The organism is Klebsiella sp. GG_Kp175, assembly GCF_040062325.1.
In the GTDB taxonomy this organism is placed as follows: domain Bacteria; phylum Pseudomonadota; class Gammaproteobacteria; order Enterobacterales; family Enterobacteriaceae; genus Klebsiella; species Klebsiella quasipneumoniae.
Genome location: NZ_JBEAFX010000036.1, coordinates 91,418 through 107,291, shown reverse-complemented (window position 1 = coordinate 107,291; position 15,874 = coordinate 91,418). Strand labels below are relative to the sequence as shown.

The 15,874-nt window shown below is 55.7% G+C and carries 20 protein-coding genes; 6 read left to right on the top strand and 14 right to left on the bottom strand.

Annotated elements, in window-relative coordinates; all coding sequences use genetic code 11:
- The 9 genes from ABLU73_RS25015 to fkpA form a co-directional block, all read right to left on the bottom strand.
- Positions 1-142 (bottom strand): GTP-binding protein (locus tag ABLU73_RS25015; protein ID WP_074437493.1); only part of this gene is annotated, 142 nt, incomplete at its 3' end.
- Positions 143-211: 69 nt separating this feature from the next.
- Entirely contained in the window at positions 212-2,326 is a 2,115-nt protein-coding gene (fusA, locus tag ABLU73_RS25010; protein ID WP_004202222.1) for an elongation factor G, read from the bottom strand.
- A 96-nt stretch (positions 2,327-2,422) separates the two neighbouring features.
- Positions 2,423-2,893 carry a 30S ribosomal protein S7 gene (gene rpsG, locus ABLU73_RS25005; RefSeq protein WP_002920113.1) on the bottom strand — a complete coding sequence of 157 codons (471 nt, stop codon included), beginning with the start codon at positions 2,891-2,893 and terminating at the stop codon, positions 2,423-2,425.
- A gap of 96 nt (positions 2,894-2,989) precedes the next feature.
- On the bottom strand, positions 2,990-3,364 hold the full coding sequence (gene rpsL / locus ABLU73_RS25000) for a 30S ribosomal protein S12 (RefSeq protein WP_002920115.1): 375 nt from the start codon (positions 3,362-3,364) through the stop codon (positions 2,990-2,992).
- Positions 3,365-3,488: 124 nt separating this feature from the next.
- The gene (gene tusB, locus ABLU73_RS24995; RefSeq protein ID WP_004202221.1) at positions 3,489-3,776 is read right to left on the bottom strand and encodes a sulfurtransferase complex subunit TusB; all 288 of its coding nucleotides are present in this window, start codon (positions 3,774-3,776) and stop codon (positions 3,489-3,491) included.
- A gap of 7 nt (positions 3,777-3,783) precedes the next feature.
- Positions 3,784-4,143 (bottom strand): sulfurtransferase complex subunit TusC, encoded by a 360-nt coding sequence (tusC, locus tag ABLU73_RS24990; protein ID WP_004202220.1) that lies wholly within the window; start codon positions 4,141-4,143, stop codon positions 3,784-3,786.
- The gene (gene tusD, locus ABLU73_RS24985; protein ID WP_004202218.1) at positions 4,143-4,529 is read right to left on the bottom strand and encodes a sulfurtransferase complex subunit TusD; all 387 of its coding nucleotides are present in this window, start codon (positions 4,527-4,529) and stop codon (positions 4,143-4,145) included. Before tusD ends, tusC begins: the two co-directional genes overlap by 1 nt.
- Complete coding sequence (locus ABLU73_RS24980) at positions 4,529-5,251, bottom strand: transcriptional regulator (protein WP_002920130.1); 723 nt, start codon at positions 5,249-5,251, stop codon at positions 4,529-4,531. Before ABLU73_RS24980 ends, tusD begins: the two co-directional genes overlap by 1 nt.
- Positions 5,252-5,419: 168 nt before the next feature.
- Positions 5,420-6,250, bottom strand: a complete 831-nt coding sequence (gene fkpA / locus ABLU73_RS24975; RefSeq protein WP_004202215.1) for an FKBP-type peptidyl-prolyl cis-trans isomerase — start codon at positions 6,248-6,250, stop codon at positions 5,420-5,422.
- A 222-nt stretch (positions 6,251-6,472) separates the two neighbouring features.
- On the opposite strand from fkpA, the gene ABLU73_RS24970 reads away from it, so the two are divergent.
- The gene (locus tag ABLU73_RS24970) at positions 6,473-6,691 is read left to right on the top strand and encodes a protein SlyX (protein ID WP_002920136.1); all 219 of its coding nucleotides are present in this window, start codon (positions 6,473-6,475) and stop codon (positions 6,689-6,691) included.
- A gap of 57 nt (positions 6,692-6,748) precedes the next feature.
- On the opposite strand, the gene slyD is transcribed toward ABLU73_RS24970, so the two are convergent.
- The 4 genes from slyD to kefG all read right to left on the bottom strand — a co-directional run bounded on the left by slyD (position 6,749) and on the right by kefG (position 10,003).
- Complete coding sequence (slyD, locus tag ABLU73_RS24965) at positions 6,749-7,342, bottom strand: peptidylprolyl isomerase (RefSeq protein WP_004202213.1); 594 nt, start codon at positions 7,340-7,342, stop codon at positions 6,749-6,751.
- Between the two features lie 93 nt (positions 7,343-7,435).
- A complete protein-coding gene (locus ABLU73_RS24960; RefSeq protein WP_002920143.1) occupies positions 7,436-7,636 on the bottom strand; it encodes a YheV family putative zinc ribbon protein in 201 nt (66 codons plus the stop codon).
- 11 nt (positions 7,637-7,647) lie between these two features.
- Positions 7,648-9,453: a glutathione-regulated potassium-efflux system protein KefB gene (kefB, locus tag ABLU73_RS24955; protein ID WP_004202210.1), complete on the bottom strand. Its 1,806-nt coding sequence runs from the start codon at positions 9,451-9,453 to the stop codon at positions 7,648-7,650.
- Positions 9,440-10,003, bottom strand: coding sequence for a glutathione-regulated potassium-efflux system ancillary protein KefG (gene kefG / locus ABLU73_RS24950; protein WP_004202208.1), 564 nt, complete (start codon positions 10,001-10,003; stop codon positions 9,440-9,442). Before kefG ends, kefB begins: the two co-directional genes overlap by 14 nt.
- A 173-nt stretch (positions 10,004-10,176) precedes the next feature.
- Here kefG and ABLU73_RS24945 point away from each other — a divergent pair, with 173 nt between their 5' ends.
- The 4 genes from ABLU73_RS24945 (at position 10,177) to ABLU73_RS24930 (ending at position 14,427) form a co-directional block, all read left to right on the top strand.
- Positions 10,177-12,081 carry an ABC transporter ATP-binding protein gene (locus tag ABLU73_RS24945; protein ID WP_017899944.1) on the top strand — a complete coding sequence of 635 codons (1,905 nt, stop codon included), beginning with the start codon at positions 10,177-10,179 and terminating at the stop codon, positions 12,079-12,081.
- 226 nt (positions 12,082-12,307) lie between these two features.
- Complete coding sequence (locus tag ABLU73_RS24940) at positions 12,308-13,306, top strand: hydrolase (RefSeq protein WP_072206932.1); 999 nt, start codon at positions 12,308-12,310, stop codon at positions 13,304-13,306.
- Positions 13,303-13,521: a YheU family protein gene (locus ABLU73_RS24935; RefSeq protein ID WP_002920151.1), complete on the top strand. Its 219-nt coding sequence runs from the start codon at positions 13,303-13,305 to the stop codon at positions 13,519-13,521. Before ABLU73_RS24940 ends, ABLU73_RS24935 begins: the two co-directional genes overlap by 4 nt.
- A 36-nt stretch (positions 13,522-13,557) precedes the next feature.
- On the top strand, positions 13,558-14,427 hold the full coding sequence (locus ABLU73_RS24930; protein WP_004202201.1) for a phosphoribulokinase: 870 nt from the start codon (positions 13,558-13,560) through the stop codon (positions 14,425-14,427).
- A gap of 55 nt (positions 14,428-14,482) precedes the next feature.
- Here the strand turns inward: ABLU73_RS24930 and ABLU73_RS24925 are convergent, their stop codons facing one another.
- A complete protein-coding gene (locus ABLU73_RS24925) occupies positions 14,483-14,887 on the bottom strand; it encodes an OsmC family protein (RefSeq protein WP_004202200.1) in 405 nt (134 codons plus the stop codon).
- Between the two features lie 306 nt (positions 14,888-15,193).
- Between ABLU73_RS24925 and crp the strand changes: the two genes are divergently transcribed.
- Positions 15,194-15,826: a cAMP-activated global transcriptional regulator CRP gene (gene crp / locus ABLU73_RS24920; RefSeq protein WP_000242758.1), complete on the top strand. Its 633-nt coding sequence runs from the start codon at positions 15,194-15,196 to the stop codon at positions 15,824-15,826.
- The last annotated feature ends 48 nt before the right edge of the window (positions 15,827-15,874 follow it).

Sequence of the window (15,874 nt, the reverse complement as noted above, 5' to 3'; positions counted from 1 at the left end):
CGAATGCGCGAGCGGAACCACCGTAGGTTTTAGCCAGAACGGTAGTGATGGCAGCAGTCAGGGTAGTTTTACCATGGTCAACGTGGCCGATAGTACCAACGTTGACGTGCGGTTTTGTACGTTCAAATTTTTCTTTAGACACGGCTATATTCCTTACTATAGTGCTCTCCCCTTCGGAGAGAGCACGGGACTTAGGTTTTAATCCTGTGGATTATTTACCACGGGCTTCAATAACGGCCTGAGCAACGTTGTTCGGCGCATCATCATACTTCAGGAATTCCATGGTGTATGATGCACGACCTTTGGTCAGAGAACGCAGCTGAGTTGCATAACCGAACATTTCGGACAGCGGTACTTCAGCGTGGATCTTAACGCCGGTTACTTCGGATTCCTGACCGCGCAGCATACCGCGACGACGGCTCAAGTCACCGATAACGTCACCAGTGTTCTCTTCCGGAGTTTCTACTTCAACCTTCATGATCGGCTCAAGCAGAACTGGTTTTGCTTTCTTAAAGCCTTCTTTAAAGGCAATAGACGCAGCCAGTTTAAACGCCAGCTCAGAGGAGTCAACGTCGTGGTAAGAACCGAAGTGCAGACGGATACCCATATCAACTACCGGGTAACCTGCCAGCGGACCAGCTTTCAGCTGTTCCTGGATGCCTTTATCAACGGCCGGGATGTATTCGCCAGGAATTACACCACCTTTGATGTCGTTGATGAACTCGTAACCTTTCGGGTTAGAGCCCGGCTCCAGCGGGTACATGTCGATCACAACGTGACCGTACTGACCACGACCACCAGACTGCTTGGCGTGTTTACCTTCGATATCGGTAACTTTCGCGCGAATCGCTTCACGGTAAGCAACCTGAGGTTTACCGACGTTCGCTTCAACGTTGAACTCACGCTTCATACGGTCAACGATGATGTCGAGGTGCAGCTCACCCATACCGGCGATAATGGTCTGGTTAGACTCTTCGTCAGTCCATACGCGGAAAGACGGGTCTTCTTTAGCCAGACGACCCAGAGCCAGACCCATTTTTTCCTGGTCAGCTTTGGTTTTCGGCTCAACGGCGATGGAGATTACCGGCTCAGGGAATTCCATACGCTCCAGAATGATCGGCGCATCCGGGTCACACAGGGTGTCACCAGTAGTTACGTCTTTCAGACCGATTGCAGCAGCGATGTCGCCCGCGCGAACTTCTTTGATCTCTTCACGTTTGTTAGCGTGCATCTGTACGATACGACCGAAACGCTCACGTGCAGCTTTCACGGAGTTCAGTACGGTATCACCAGAGTTAACCACACCGGAGTACACGCGGAAGAAGGTCAGGTTGCCCACGAACGGGTCGGTAGCGATTTTGAACGCCAGTGCAGAGAACGGCTCGTCGTCGCTTGCGTGACGCTCAGCCGGAGTATCTTTACCGTCGTCCAGGATGCCGTTGATCGCCGGAACGTCAACCGGGGATGGCAGGTAGTCAACTACCGCATCCAGCATCGCCTGAACACCTTTGTTCTTGAACGCAGAACCACAGGTTACCAGGATGATTTCGTTGTTCAGAACGCGCTGACGCAGAGCTTTTTTGATCTCTTCTTCAGTCAGTTCTTCACCACCCAGGTATTTTTCCATCAGCTCTTCAGAAGCTTCAGCTGCGGACTCGATCAGGTTCTGGTGCCATTCGTCAGCCAGGTCCTGCATGTCAGCCGGGATATCTTCGTATTCGAAGGTTACGCCCTGGTCTGCATCGTTCCAGTTGATGGCTTTCATTTTCACCAGGTCAACAACGCCGGTGAAACCTTCTTCAGCACCAATTGCCAGCTGCAGCGGAACCGGGTTCGCGCCCAGACGGGTTTTGATCTGACCAACAACTTTCAGGAAGTTAGCGCCCATGCGGTCCATTTTGTTAACGAACGCGATGCGCGGAACTTTATATTTGTTTGCCTGACGCCATACGGTTTCAGACTGCGGCTGAACACCACCAACTGCGCAGTAAACCATTACCGCACCATCAAGAACACGCATGGAACGTTCTACTTCGATAGTGAAGTCAACGTGCCCCGGGGTGTCGATGATGTTTACACGGTGCGGTTCATACTGCTTAGCCATACCAGACCAGAATGCAGTAGTCGCAGCGGAAGTGATGGTGATACCACGTTCCTGCTCCTGCTCCATCCAGTCCATGGTAGCGGCGCCGTCATGAACTTCACCGATTTTGTGGTTTACACCGGTGTAGAACAGAATACGTTCGGTAGTAGTGGTTTTACCGGCGTCGATGTGCGCACTGATACCGATGTTACGGTAGCGTGCGATGGGTGTTGTACGAGCCATTTGATTCCTCGTTTATTTCTTTAGGCGTTCAGTTAAGTTATCCAGAGCGGGCGACTCATCTGAAGCGCCCGCCTGGTGACTATGACTCCGAAGGGATTACCAACGGTAGTGAGCGAACGCCTTGTTGGCTTCGGCCATACGGTGAACGTCTTCACGTTTCTTAACTGCAGTACCTTTGTTGTCTGCAGCATCAGTGAGTTCGTTCGCCAGGCGCAGAGCCATGGATTTATCACCGCGTTTACGAGCAGCTTCAACGATCCAACGCATTGCTAGGGCATTACGACGGACCGGACGAACTTCAACTGGAACCTGATAAGTAGAACCACCTACGCGGCGGGACTTAACTTCGACAGTCGGGCGCACGTTTTCGAGCGCAACTTCGAAGGCTTCCAGTTCAGATTTACCAGAACGCTGAGCCAGGGTCTCCAGCGCGCTGTATACGATAGTTTCTGCAGTAGATTTTTTACCATCTACCATCAGGATATTGACAAATTTAGCCAGCAGTTCTGATCCGAACTTCGGATCCGGCAGAATTTTACGCTGACCAATGACGCGACGACGTGGCATGGAAATACTCCGTTGTTAATTCAGGATTGTCCAAAACTCTAAGAGTTTAGTATGACATTAAGATAAATCAGTTTGGCCTTACTTAACGGAGAACCATTAAGCCTTAGGACGCTTCACGCCGTACTTGGAGCGAGCCTGCTTACGGTCTTTAACGCCGGAGCAGTCAAGCGCACCACGAACGGTGTGGTAACGAACACCCGGAAGGTCTTTAACACGACCGCCACGGATCAGGATCACGGAGTGCTCCTGCAGGTTGTGACCTTCACCACCGATGTAGGAGGTGACTTCGAAACCGTTAGTCAGACGCACACGGCAAACTTTACGCAGTGCGGAGTTCGGTTTCTTAGGAGTGGTGGTATATACGCGAGTACATACGCCACGTTTCTGCGGGCAGGCTTCCAGCGCTGGCACGTTGCTCTTTGCAACTTTGCGCGCGCGTGGTTTGCGTACCAGCTGGTTAATTGTTGCCATTAAATAGCTCCTGGTTTTAGCTTTTGCTTCGTAAACACGTAATAAATCGCCTCATATATTATGAGGACGCAGAATTTTAGGGCGGTGCCGAAAAGGTGTCAAGAAATATACAACGATCCCGCCATCACCAGGCCAACTGACCGGCATGTTTGACTGTGAGTCTGACGAAATCAGTATAGCTAACCCTGCCGACACTGTCCGCAATTTGACCAGTTAGCCCGCGGGCGTCAACGTCGTCTTGCAGCACGTAAAGGGTTATGGGGGCGGATTGCAGGATCTCAAGGAAGCGGCCGCCGGCGATAGCCGCCGCGACGCCATCAGACAGCAGTAACAGATCGTCACCTTGCTCCATCAAGCGAAGCATTGCTGCGATATCGGCATGCCAGGGAGAAACACTGAGCGTATGGAGCATGGGGGCCTCAGAAACGCAAAATCACATCAAATTCATGCAGACGGGCGCGCAGGGCATCCGGCGCCAGGCATTCGGCATCCACCACCCACGGGGTCGCGGGATCCAGGCCGCGCTCTCGCGCCGACTCGGCGCACAGCCAGCACTGGTCGATATCGTATAGCGACAGCAGTTTAAAGGTGGCGATGTAGTCGCGGGCCAGCACAGCACCAGGCCGCTGGGCGGGCAACAGCTGAAACACGCCGTCGCCTACGAAAAACACGCCAATCTCGTCGGTGAGGGCGGAGGTGGCTAATAAGGCATCGAGGCCTTCCCTGCCGGCGGCGCTGCCGTGCGGTGCGGAAGAAAAAACGAAAGCCACACGTTTCATCAGAACTGTACCATCCGATCGCAAGTGAGCGCCGCTTCCGCCAGCGCGCCAAGTCCGCTTAACGTAAAACCCGGCTGCAGATTATGGCCAGGCAGAGCGAGCTGTTGCGCTTCGCGTTCGTCCGTTACGCCACGACGCAGGGCGGCCGCCACGCAGATATGCAGCGCGACGCCGTGCTCATTGTGGAGGGATTGCCACCCGCGCACCAGATCGAACTCATCGCTGGCGGGCGCCGTCAACTGGTTAGCGTTAAGCACGCCTTCGCGATAGAAAAAAACGCACGCCAGCTCATGGCCTTCCTGCAGCACGGCCTGAGCAAATTGCCAGGCGCTGCTCGCCTGCTGCGTGCCATAGGCAGGTCCGGTCACCGTGAGGGCAAAACGCATTACTTATCCAGCCCCTGGAAATCACCGCTTTTGAACTGGCGAATATAGAGGTAGACGGTGTGCTTGGAGATATTCAGACGATCGGCCACCTGGTTAATGGCGTCTTTAATATCGAAGATCCCTTTCTCGTAGAGATTCAGCACGATTTGACGGTTTTTAGCATTGTTCGACACGCTGCGATCGGCATTCACCTCTTCGATGGTGAATTCCAGAGTCTGGGCGACCAGATCGTCAACCGAGGAAGCAAAGTTCACCGGCGAGTTAACCTCAGGCGTTTCTGGTGGAATAAAGGTGCTCATGATCTGCGAAAACGGCACATCCAGATTCATGTTGATGCACAACAGACCAATCACCCGGTGATCGCGGTTGCGGATGGCAATCGTCACCGACTTCATCAGGACGCCGCTTTTGGCGCGGGTAAAGTAGCATTTGGAAACGCTGCTATCGGCGCCCGTCATATCGTGCAGCATGCGCAGCGCAAGATCGGTAATCGGTGAACCGATTTGGCGGCCGGTATGTTCACCATTGGCGATACGGATGGCAGAGCATTTCAGATCCTGCAAAGAATGCAGCACGATTTCACAGTGCGAACCGATGAGCATCGCCAACCCGTCCACCACCGCTTCATAAGATTTAAGAATATCGAAATCGGTCTGGTCAAAGGGACGTTGATCCAGCAGGTCAAGCTCGCTGGTTTCGTTGGTTAAAAGCGACCTGGACATGAAAAAAAGCACTCCTTTTCAGGAGCCTGTCGTTATTGTCAGGGCAGGCTCATCATCATTATTAAGCTATCTAAAGTAATACAGCGCCTGAGGATCTTTCCAGTTTTAATTATATCTGCGCGCAATAAAAAAGCCGCCGCCTCTGACGAGACGGCGGCCTGAACCCGATTACTTCTTAGCGTCAGCTTTCGCGTCTGCGGCTTTCGCATCGCCAGCGGCTTCCGGCTGAGCATCTGCTTTCGGCGCCGGTTTGATATCCAGCAGCTCTACATCAAAGACCAGCGTGGAGTTGGCCGGGATCCCCGGGACGCCGGTTTTGCCGTAGGCCAGATCTGGCGGAATGACCAGCTTGATTTTGCCGCCTTTCTTGATGTTCTTCAGGCCTTCAGTCCAGCCCGGGATCACCCCGTCGAGACGGAAAGAGAGCGGCTCGCCGCGGGTATAAGAGTTATCAAACTCTTTGCCGTCGATCAGCGTACCTTTGTAGTTAACCACCACGGTGTCGCTGTCTTTAGGCGCATCGCCAGTGCCTTCTTTCTCGACTTTATACAGCAGGCCAGTCTTCGACGTTTTCACGCCCTTCTCTTTGGCAAAGCTGTCACGGAAAGCTTTACCTTTGGTTTCGTTCTCAGTAGCGTCTTTTTCCATTTTCTGCTGAGCTGCGGTCTTCACGCGCGTTTCAAAGGCCTGCAGAGTCTGTTCGATCTCCTGGTCGGACAGTTTGCTCTTATCGGCAAACGCGTCCTGTACGCCGGCGATCAGCTGGGCTTTATCCAGCTTAATGCCCAGTTTTTCTTGTTCTTTCAGGGAGTTTTCCATGTAACGCCCCAGGGACGCGCCCAGCGCATAGGCTGATTTCTGATCGTCATTTTTAAATGCCGATTTACTCTCAGCCGCCGGGGCTGCTTTCGCCGCGGTATCTGCAGCAAAGGTCAGCGGTGCATTCAGGGCGACGGCCATTGTGGTCGCCAGCAGCGTTACTTTAAACAGTGATTTCATCCATTTCTCCAGGGCCGGGGCCTCTCACCCCAGGGTTATCGTAAAAAGCAAAAAACGTACTATAGAACGTCGCCGTTAAAATCTACATACGGACGTTCCTGAATATCGCCTCTTTTAGGACTATTTTTGTATGAATAAGTTTCCTGTAGGACGCAGCGATGCTGCGCGCCGGGGGAAACTTAAGTAGAATCCGCCCGCAGGATCAGACTAAAGAGGTTACCCATGCACGATAGCACATTAGAAACGCGCCTTGCGGAGCTGGAAAGCCGGCTGGCGTTTCAGGAAATCACCATCGAAGACCTCAACAAAACCGTGACCGCCCACGAGATCGAGATGGCGAAGATGCGGGAGCATATGCGTCTGATGATCGAGAAGCTGAAGGCGACCCAACCCTCCCATATCGCCTCCCAGGCCGAAGAGACGCCACCGCCGCACTATTGAGGCGTAAAAAAAGCGGGTTTCCCCGCTTTTTGTCGTCTTCGTGCCGAGGCGCAAAGATTAGTGGCAGCCGCAGCCACCGTGGCCGCCGCAGCCGCCTTTACCATGGTCGTGGCCATGATCGTGGTCGTGACCGTGACCGCCGCAGCAGCCATCGTGACCATGATCGTGGTCGTGATCGTGACCATGCGCGCCGTGCACGTGACCGTGCTCCAGCTCTTCAGCGGTCGCTTCGCGGATGGCGACAACTTCCACATTGAATTTCAGGTTCTGGCCTGCCAGCATGTGGTTGCCATCAACCACAACGTGGTCGTCTTCAACTTCAGTGATTTCTACTGGTACCGGACCCTGATCGGTTTCCGCCAGGAAGCGCATGCCAACCTGCAGTTCATCAACGCCCATGAAGACGTCTTTCGGTACACGCTGCACCAGGTTTTCGTCATACTGACCGTAAGCGTCGTTAGCGCCGACGGCTACGTCAAATTTGTCGCCCACTTCGTGGCCATCCAGCGCGTTTTCCAGGCCGGAAATCAGGGAGCCGTGACCGTGCAGGTAATCCAGCGGCGCGCTTACCGGAGACTCATCAACCAACACACCGTCTTCTGTACGTACCTGATAGGCCAGGCTGACCACCAGGTCTTTTGCTACTTTCATGATATCTCCTGAGATGGGAAGAATAGTGGCGCAGATTGTAGCGGAATTCTGCTGCCGTGTACCCTTTAGCTTAAAAAAAGCCGACGGATAACGCTAGTCGGGATGAAAAATGCCAATCACCTGCTCCTCTTTGCGTACATGCTCACGGGCCTCTTTATCCGCCTCACGCATCTGATGACCGCACTTAACGCATTCAACAACATCGACATTATTCTCACGCCACATCGCCAGTGAATCCTGCGCCTGGCACGCCGGACATTTCGCCCCGGCAATAAAACGTTTACGCACTGCCATATGATTTACCTTTATTCAAACTCGTCCCAGCCGTCCAGCTGCCGGCTCTCTTTCTGCATTTCGCGCTGAAAAATCTCTTCCAGTTCGCGCCGGGCTTCCCGCACGCGTGATATCTGTACCGTATCAGTATGCACCGGCATTAACTCACGCAGCATTCGCATATCGAGGCGTCGGAAGTGCAGCTGCGCGCGCTGGGCCTGGTGAGGATGCATCCCCAGGGTAATGAGGGCTTTACGCCCCAGCTCAAGCGCACTGGAGAAAGTCTCACGAGAAAACTGCGTCACGCCGGCCTGCAGCAGCTCATGCGCCTCGACGCGCCCGCGAGCGCGGGCCAGGATGTGCAGATGTGGAAAGTGTTGTTGACACATCTCCACCAGCCGCATGGTGTCTTCCGGCTCATTACAGGTAATGACGATCGACTGCGCCTCCTCCGCCCCTGCCGAGCGCAGCAGCTCCAGCTGGGTAGCGTCGCCAAAATAGACTTTATAGCCATAGTTGCGCATCAGATTTACCGCGCTGATGTCTCGCTCCAGCACCGTAATACGCATCTTATTAGCCATCAGCAGGCGACCGATGACCTGGCCGAAACGGCCAAAGCCAACAATAATCACCTGCGGTTTATCGTCCTCTACCCACGGCGCTTCATCGGTATCCTCCGCTGGATTCAGGCGTCGCGACAGTATCTTATCGATCCCTTTCATCAGCAGCGGCGTGGTCATCATCGACAAGGTGACGGCCACCAGCAGCAGCGCCATCTGGTCGTGCTGGAACAACCGCTGCGAGGCGGGCAGCGAAAAGAGGACAAACGCGAACTCGCCGCCCTGGCTTAATACGCCCGCAAACTGCATACGTTCGGAACTCCGCAGGCCATAGAGACGGGCCAGCAGATAAAGCACCAGCATTTTTACCGCCACCAGCACCGCCACGCTCACCGCCACCCACAGCAGATGGGTGTACAGCACGCCAAGGTTAAGCGCCATCCCGACGGAGATAAAGAACAACCCAAGCAGCAGCCCCTTGAACGGATCGATGGCGATCTCCAGTTCATGGCGATACTCGCTTTCCGCCAGCAGCACGCCGGCGATAAAGGTACCCAGCGCCATCGACAGCCCCAGCGCCTCCATAAACAGGGCGGATCCGAGAACCAGCAGCAGCGTGGCGGCAGTGAACACTTCCCTGACCCCGGAGCTGGCGATAAAGCGGAATACCGGCCGCAGCAGATAGCGACCGCCAATCAGCATCCCGGCAAACGCCAGGACCTTCATGCCGACCGTCAGCCAGTTCACATGCTCATCCGCGGAACCAGCCAGCAGAGGCACCAGCGCCAGCGCCGGGATCACCGCCAGATCCTGAAACAGCAGGACCGAAAAGCCTAACTGCCCTGATTCGCTGCGGCTCATTCCCTTCTCGCGCATCAGCTGCAGTGCCATCGCGGTAGAGGACATCGCCAGGCCAATCCCGCCGACCACCGCCGCCTGCCATGAAAACCCTGTCGTCATCAACAGACCGCCGAGGATCGCCGCGCTGAGCATCACTTGCGCCGCGCCAACGCCGAAGATGGAGCTTCGCAGCCGCCATAGCTTAGCGGGATTGAGCTCCAGGCCGATGATAAACATCAGAAACACCACGCCGAGTTCAGAGAAATGGAGAATTTCATCCACATCGCTGATAAACCCGAGCCCCCAAGGGCCAATGGCGATCCCAGCCAGCAGATAGCCCAGCACCGCGCCAATCCCCAGTCTTGAAGCCAGAGGGACGGCGATGACGGCCGCGAACAAAAACAGCACCCCCGCCAGCAGCAGATCAAATCCCGCCATGGACACCTCCGGCGGCTAGGGGGTTGGCCAGCCAGTCCCGATAGGCCAGGGCGCGGCTGCGCAGCTCCTCTGGCTGCTGCCGCCGGGCCCAGTAGACGATAATGGGGCTCATCCAGTGCATACGGCACATACCGGCGGTCAGTTCAAAAGGACGCAGAATATCGTTCATCGGATAGCGATTTGCATCGCGACGGTAAGCGCTCTCTGGTTCGCCGGTGGTGATCACGCTGCGCCAGTACTTTCCCGCCAGTTCGTTCCCTCCGGCGCCGCTGGCGAAGCCGCGGCTTAAGACACGATCCAGCCATTCTTTGAGCAGCGCAGGACAGCTCCAGGTATATAAAGGATGCTGGAAAACAATCACCTCATGCTGGCGCAGCAGGTCCTGTTCGTGAGCAATATCGATAAAAAAATCCGGATAGTGCGCGTAGAGATCGTGCACGGTGACGTTCGGCAACTGTAAGGCGGGTTGTAATAAAACCCGGTTGGCCACGGAATCCTGAGATTCTGGGTGGGCATACAGCAGCAACACTTTCGCTGTCTGAGACATCATTCCCCTCCCGTAGGTCTTCTGGCGGCCTGCACAGCCCCGGCTTTTTGACACAGCCAGAATGACTTTGTGTATCGTCTTCGTTTTGGGCTACCATGGCGGCCCGGTGAAGCGATTCGCTTCCAAACTACATTATCATAATGACAAATTAACATAGTCTGAACATACGGCGCCTTATGATTGTTTTCTCCTCGTTACAAATTCGTCGCGGCGTACGCGTCCTGCTGGACAACGCCACCGCTACCATCAACCCTGGCCAGAAGGTCGGTCTGGTGGGGAAAAACGGCTGCGGGAAATCGACGCTGCTATCGCTTTTGAAAAACGAGATAAGCGCTGACGGCGGCAGTATGACCTTTCCTGGCAACTGGCAGCTGGCCTGGGTGAATCAGGAAACCCCGGCCCTGCCGCAGCCGGCAATCGATTATGTCATTGACGGCGATCGTGAATATCGCCAGCTGGAAGCCGCGCTCCAGCAGGCTAACGAGCGCAACGACGGCCATGCCATCGCCACCGTTCACGGCAAGCTGGACGCCATCGACGCCTGGACCATCCGCTCCCGCGCCGCCAGCCTGCTGCACGGCCTGGGTTTCAGCAATGAACAGCTTGAGCGGCCAGTCAGCGATTTTTCCGGCGGCTGGCGTATGCGCCTTAATCTCGCGCAGGCGCTGATCTGCCGCTCCGATCTGCTGCTGCTCGATGAACCGACTAACCACCTCGACCTTGATGCGGTGATCTGGCTGGAGAAGTGGCTGAAGGGCTACACGGGGACGCTGATCCTGATCTCCCACGATCGCGATTTCCTCGATCCTATCGTCGACAAAATTATCCACATCGAACAGCAGACGATGTTTGAGTACACCGGCAACTACAGTTCGTTTGAAGTGCAGCGCGCCACCCGGCTCGCTCAGCAGCAGGCGATGTACGAAAGCCAGCAGCAGCGTGTCGCGCATCTGCAAAGCTATATCGATCGCTTCCGCGCCAAAGCCACCAAAGCCAAGCAGGCGCAGAGCCGTATTAAAATGCTGGAGCGGATGGAGCTCATCGCCCCGGCGCACGTGGATAACCCGTTCCACTTCAGCTTCCGCCAGCCGGAGAGCCTGCCTAACCCGCTGCTGAAGATGGAGAAAGTCAGCGCCGGCTATGGCGAGCGTATTATCCTCGACTCCATCAAGCTCAATCTGGTGCCGGGGTCGCGTATCGGCCTGCTGGGCCGCAACGGCGCCGGGAAATCGACGCTGATTAAGCTCCTGGCTGGCGAACTCCAGCCCGTAAGCGGGGAGATCGGCCTCGCCAAAGGCATCAAGCTCGGCTACTTCGCCCAGCATCAGCTGGAGTTTCTGCGCGCCGATGAGTCGCCGCTGCAGCACCTGGCGCGCCTGGCGCCGCAGGAGCTGGAGCAGAAGCTGCGCGATTATCTGGGCGGCTTTGGTTTCCAGGGCGATAAGGTCAGCGAAGAGACCCGCCGCTTCTCCGGTGGAGAAAAGGCGCGTCTGGTGCTGGCCCTGATCGTCTGGCAGCGCCCTAACCTGCTGCTGCTCGACGAACCGACCAACCATCTCGACCTCGATATGCGTCAGGCTTTAACCGAAGCGCTGATCGACTTTGAAGGGGCGCTGGTGGTCGTATCGCACGATCGCCACCTGATCCGCTCCACCACCGACGATCTGTACCTTGTCCACGATGGCAAAGTCGAACCGTTCGACGGCGATCTGGAAGATTATCAGCAGTGGCTCAGCGACTCGCAAAAACAGGAGTCCCAGAGCGGCGACGCGCCAAAAGAGAGCGGCAACAGCGCGCAAGCGCGCAAAGACCAGAAGCGTCGGGAAGCGGAGCTACGCAGCCAGACCCAACCGCTGCGCAAAGAGATCGCCCGTCTGGAAAAAGAGATGGATAAGCTCAACGCGCAGCTGGCCAGTGCAGAAGAGAAACTTGGCGACAGCGAACTCTACGACGCCTCGCGTAAAGCAGAACTGACTGAATGCCTGCAGCAGCAGGCCAGCGCGAAATCCGGGCTGGAGGAGTGCGAAATGGCCTGGCTGGAGGCACAGGAGCAGCTGGAGCGCATGCTTCAGGAAGGCTAATCGCCGCGTCATCATTCTGCCTGCGCCTACTATGGCGCGGGCAGAGTGTATTTCTGCCCGCCCTCGCGGTCTGGCCATCAGTGCCATCAATGGTTTGTTGTGGTGTAACCTGGCGTCACTGGCCACAAGACCACATATTGGCTAACTCCTGCGCGCCCTGCGCGGTATAGTCATCATCACGTTTATTAATTATTCTGGTGCTATGGTTGAAATCATCCCCACAGACATGACGCCCCCCGAAAACGATTCGCGTGAGTTCCATCCCATGCGCGGCGCGGGCAATCGTCATCTGCAAACCATGCTGCCGCGGCTGATCCGCCGTAAATTGCGCTTTACCCCGCACTGGCAGCGCCTTGAGCTGCCAGACGGCGATTTTGTCGATCTCGCCTGGAGCGAAGACCCGCACCAGGCGTGCCACAAGCCGCGCCTCGTCGTCTTTCATGGTCTGGAAGGGAGTCTGCACAGCCCGTATGCCCATGGACTGATCCACGCGGCGATGCAGCGCGGCTGGCTTGGCGTAGTCATGCATTTTCGCGGCTGCAGCGGCGAACCTAACCGCAATCACCGCATCTATCACTCCGGCGAAACGGAAGATGGCACCTGGTTTCTGCACTGGCTGCAGCGCGAGTTTGGCCCCGCGCCGACCGCCGCCGTCGGCTATTCGCTGGGCGGCAATATGCTGGGCTGCCTGCTGGCAGAAGAAGGCGACCGCTGCCCGCTGGATGCGGCAGTGATCGTCTCCGCGCCTTTCATGCTGGAAGCCTGCAGCTATCATATGGATAAGGGCTTCTCGCGGGTTTATCAGCGCTACCTGCTCAATCTGTTAAAAGCCAACGCCTCACGCAAGCTGAAAGCGTATCCTGGCTCTCTGCCCGTCGATTTACGTCAGCTCAAAGGGATGCGCCGCATCCGGGAATTTGACGATATGATCACCGCCAAAATCCATGGCTTTGCCGATGCGCTGGATTATTACCGGCAATGCAGCGCCATGCCGCGGCTCAGCGATATCACTAAGCCGACGCTCATCATTCACGCGAAAGACGATCCGTTTATGGACCACCATTCCATTCCCCCGCAGGAACAACTGCCGGCGAACGTCGAGTATCAATTGACTGAACAAGGCGGCCACGTTGGCTTCGTCGGCGGCACCCTGCGTAAACCGGAGATGTGGCTGGAAAGACGCATTCCCGACTGGTTAAACCGCTGGCTGGAGGTTCCCGTATGATTATTCCCTGGCAGGATCTGGATCCCGAAACGCTGGATAACCTGATTGAAAGCTTTGTGTTACGTGAAGGCACCGATTATGGTGAACATGAACGTTCACTTGCCGATAAAGTCGCCGATGTAAAACAGCAGCTGAAACGCGGAGAGGCGGTCCTCGTGTGGTCGGAACTGCATGAGACGGTCAATATTATGCCGCGCGCCCTGTTTAACGGCTAAGGCGACGCCACTACATCGTTTAACCAGGGAGTTGTTATGTCTGCCAAACATCCGGTGATCGCCGTCACAGGCTCCAGCGGCGCGGGCACTACCACCACCAGCCTCGCCTTTCGCAAAATCTTCGCGCAGCTAAATCTGCACGCTGCGGAGGTGGAAGGCGACAGCTTTCATCGCTACACCCGCCCGGAAATGGACATGGCGATCCGCAAAGCGCGGGATCAGGGCAAACATATCAGCTACTTTGGCCCGGAGGCGAACGACTTCGGTCTGCTGGAACAGACCTTTGTCGACTATGGCCGCCATGGCAAAGGTCAGTCGCGTAAATACCTCCACACCTATGACGAAGCCGTGCCGTGGAATCAGGTGCCGGGAACCTTCACCCCGTGGCAGCCGCTGCCGGAGCCGACGGACGTGCTGTTCTATGAGGGGCTGCACGGCGGGGTTGTCACGCCGCAGCATGATGTCGCCAGCCATGTCGACCTGCTGGTCGGGGTCGTGCCTATCGTTAATCTCGAGTGGATACAGAAACTCATTCGCGACACCAGCGAGCGCGGCCACTCCCGGGAGGCGGTGATGGACTCCGTCGTCCGATCGATGGAAGATTACATCAACTTCATCACCCCGCAGTTTTCCCGCACCCACATCAACTTTCAGCGCGTGCCGACGGTGGACACCTCCAACCCGTTTGCCGCGAAAGCGATCCCCTCTCTGGACGAGAGCTTTGTGGTGATCCATTTCCGCAATCTGCAGAACATCGACTTCCCCTGGCTGCTGGCGATGCTACAGGGCTCGTTTATCTCGCACATGAACACTCTGGTGGTGCCGGGCGGTAAAATGGGGCTGGCGATGGAGCTTATTATGGCGCCGCTGGTCGAACGCCTGATGGAAGGCCGCAAGATCGGCTAACAGAAGAAACCCCGGCCAGGCCGGGGTTAAGAAAATTCACAACAGCAGGCGAAGACTACGCCTCGATCACTTCATAGGAATGGGTGATCTTCACCGCTTTTTCCAGCATCAGCGCCACCGAGCAGTATTTCTCTGCCGACAGATCCACCGCACGGGAGACCGCGGCATCTTTCAGCGCCTTACCGGTGACGATAAAGTGCAGATTAATATGCGTGAACAGGCGCGGCGCCTCTTCCCGGCGTTCAGAGGTCAGCTTCACTTCGCAGTTAGTCACCTCATGGCGACCTTTTTGCAAAATGGAGACCACATCGATCGCACTGCAACCGCCCGCCGCCATCAGCACCATTTCCATCGGACTGGGCGCCTTATCCCCGGAGTTGCCATCCATCAGAATCTGGTGTCCTGACGCGGACTCCCCGATAAAGGTTAACCCTTCAACCCATTTCACACGCGCTTGCATAAAATTTAACTCCAGTATCGCAATATTCTTGTCAGATTACGCGCACATAACAATTCTCGCAACGGAAGGCGACCTGCGTCATGCTGAAGCGAGACACCAGGAGACATGCGGCGAAAGCTATGCTAAAACAGTCTGGATGCTACAGTAATACATTGATGTACTGCATGTATGCAGAGGAGTTCACATTACGGGCTGTCGAAAAATCATCAGCCAGCTTCCCAGGTATAGGGAAACAATACGATTGCATGCCCGGACGCCGTGTAGTGTCGGCGCCCGGAGATAGCTTATAACAGAGGATAACCGCGCATGGTGCTTGGCAAACCGCAAACAGACCCTACCCTTGAATGGTTCTTGTCTCATTGCCACATTCATAAGTACCCATCAAAGAGCACGCTGATCCACCAGGGTGAGAAAGCAGAAACGCTGTACTACATCGTTAAAGGCTCCGTGGCTGTACTCATCAAGGATGAAGAAGGTAAAGAGATGATCCTCTCCTACCTCAACCAGGGCGATTTCATCGGTGAATTAGGCCTGTTTGAAGAGGGTCAGGAGCGTAGCGCCTGGGTACGGGCGAAAACCGCATGTGAAGTGGCCGAAATCTCTTATAAGAAATTCCGTCAGCTGATCCAGGTGAACCCGGACATTCTGATGCGTCTCTCTTCGCAAATGGCTCGCCGTCTGCAGGTGACGTCTGAGAAAGTGGGCAACCTCGCCTTCCTCGACGTGACGGGCCGTATCGCCCAGACGCTGCTGAACCTGGCGAAGCAACCCGATGCCATGACCCACCCGGACGGTATGCAAATTAAAATTACCCGTCAGGAAATTGGTCAGATCGTCGGCTGCTCTCGTGAAACCGTTGGCCGTATTTTGAAAATGCTGGAAGATCAGAACCTGATTTCCGCCCACGGTAAAACTATCGTCGTCTACGGTACCCGTTAAGTTGCTAAGCGGCGTATTGCTCCTGCAGTACGCCGTTTTTGTTTTTCC

Bases quoted from the DNA above. Each gene is read 5' to 3' on its own strand.
- fusA (WP_004202222.1), bottom strand. From the start codon at position 2,326: ATGGCTCGTACAACACCCATCGCACGCTACCGTAACATCGGTATCAGT.
- rpsG (WP_002920113.1), bottom strand. From the start codon at position 2,893: ATGCCACGTCGTCGCGTCATTGGTCAGCGTAAAATTCTGCCGGATCCG.
- rpsL (WP_002920115.1), bottom strand. From the start codon at position 3,364: ATGGCAACAATTAACCAGCTGGTACGCAAACCACGCGCGCGCAAAGTT.
- tusB (WP_004202221.1), bottom strand. From the start codon at position 3,776: ATGCTCCATACGCTCAGTGTTTCTCCCTGGCATGCCGATATCGCAGCA.
- tusC (WP_004202220.1), bottom strand. From the start codon at position 4,143: ATGAAACGTGTGGCTTTCGTTTTTTCTTCCGCACCGCACGGCAGCGCC.
- tusD (WP_004202218.1), bottom strand. From the start codon at position 4,529: ATGCGTTTTGCCCTCACGGTGACCGGACCTGCCTATGGCACGCAGCAG.
- ABLU73_RS24980 (WP_002920130.1), bottom strand. From the start codon at position 5,251: ATGTCCAGGTCGCTTTTAACCAACGAAACCAGCGAGCTTGACCTGCTG.
- fkpA (WP_004202215.1), bottom strand. From the start codon at position 6,250: ATGAAATCACTGTTTAAAGTAACGCTGCTGGCGACCACAATGGCCGTC.
- ABLU73_RS24970 (WP_002920136.1), top strand. From the start codon at position 6,473: ATGCACGATAGCACATTAGAAACGCGCCTTGCGGAGCTGGAAAGCCGG.
- slyD (WP_004202213.1), bottom strand. From the start codon at position 7,342: ATGAAAGTAGCAAAAGACCTGGTGGTCAGCCTGGCCTATCAGGTACGT.
- ABLU73_RS24960 (WP_002920143.1), bottom strand. From the start codon at position 7,636: ATGGCAGTGCGTAAACGTTTTATTGCCGGGGCGAAATGTCCGGCGTGC.
- kefB (WP_004202210.1), bottom strand. From the start codon at position 9,453: ATGGCGGGATTTGATCTGCTGCTGGCGGGGGTGCTGTTTTTGTTCGCG.
- kefG (WP_004202208.1), bottom strand. From the start codon at position 10,003: ATGATGTCTCAGACAGCGAAAGTGTTGCTGCTGTATGCCCACCCAGAA.
- ABLU73_RS24945 (WP_017899944.1), top strand. From the start codon at position 10,177: ATGATTGTTTTCTCCTCGTTACAAATTCGTCGCGGCGTACGCGTCCTG.
- ABLU73_RS24940 (WP_072206932.1), top strand. From the start codon at position 12,308: ATGACGCCCCCCGAAAACGATTCGCGTGAGTTCCATCCCATGCGCGGC.
- ABLU73_RS24935 (WP_002920151.1), top strand. From the start codon at position 13,303: ATGATTATTCCCTGGCAGGATCTGGATCCCGAAACGCTGGATAACCTG.
- ABLU73_RS24930 (WP_004202201.1), top strand. From the start codon at position 13,558: ATGTCTGCCAAACATCCGGTGATCGCCGTCACAGGCTCCAGCGGCGCG.
- ABLU73_RS24925 (WP_004202200.1), bottom strand. From the start codon at position 14,887: ATGCAAGCGCGTGTGAAATGGGTTGAAGGGTTAACCTTTATCGGGGAG.
- crp (WP_000242758.1), top strand. From the start codon at position 15,194: ATGGTGCTTGGCAAACCGCAAACAGACCCTACCCTTGAATGGTTCTTG.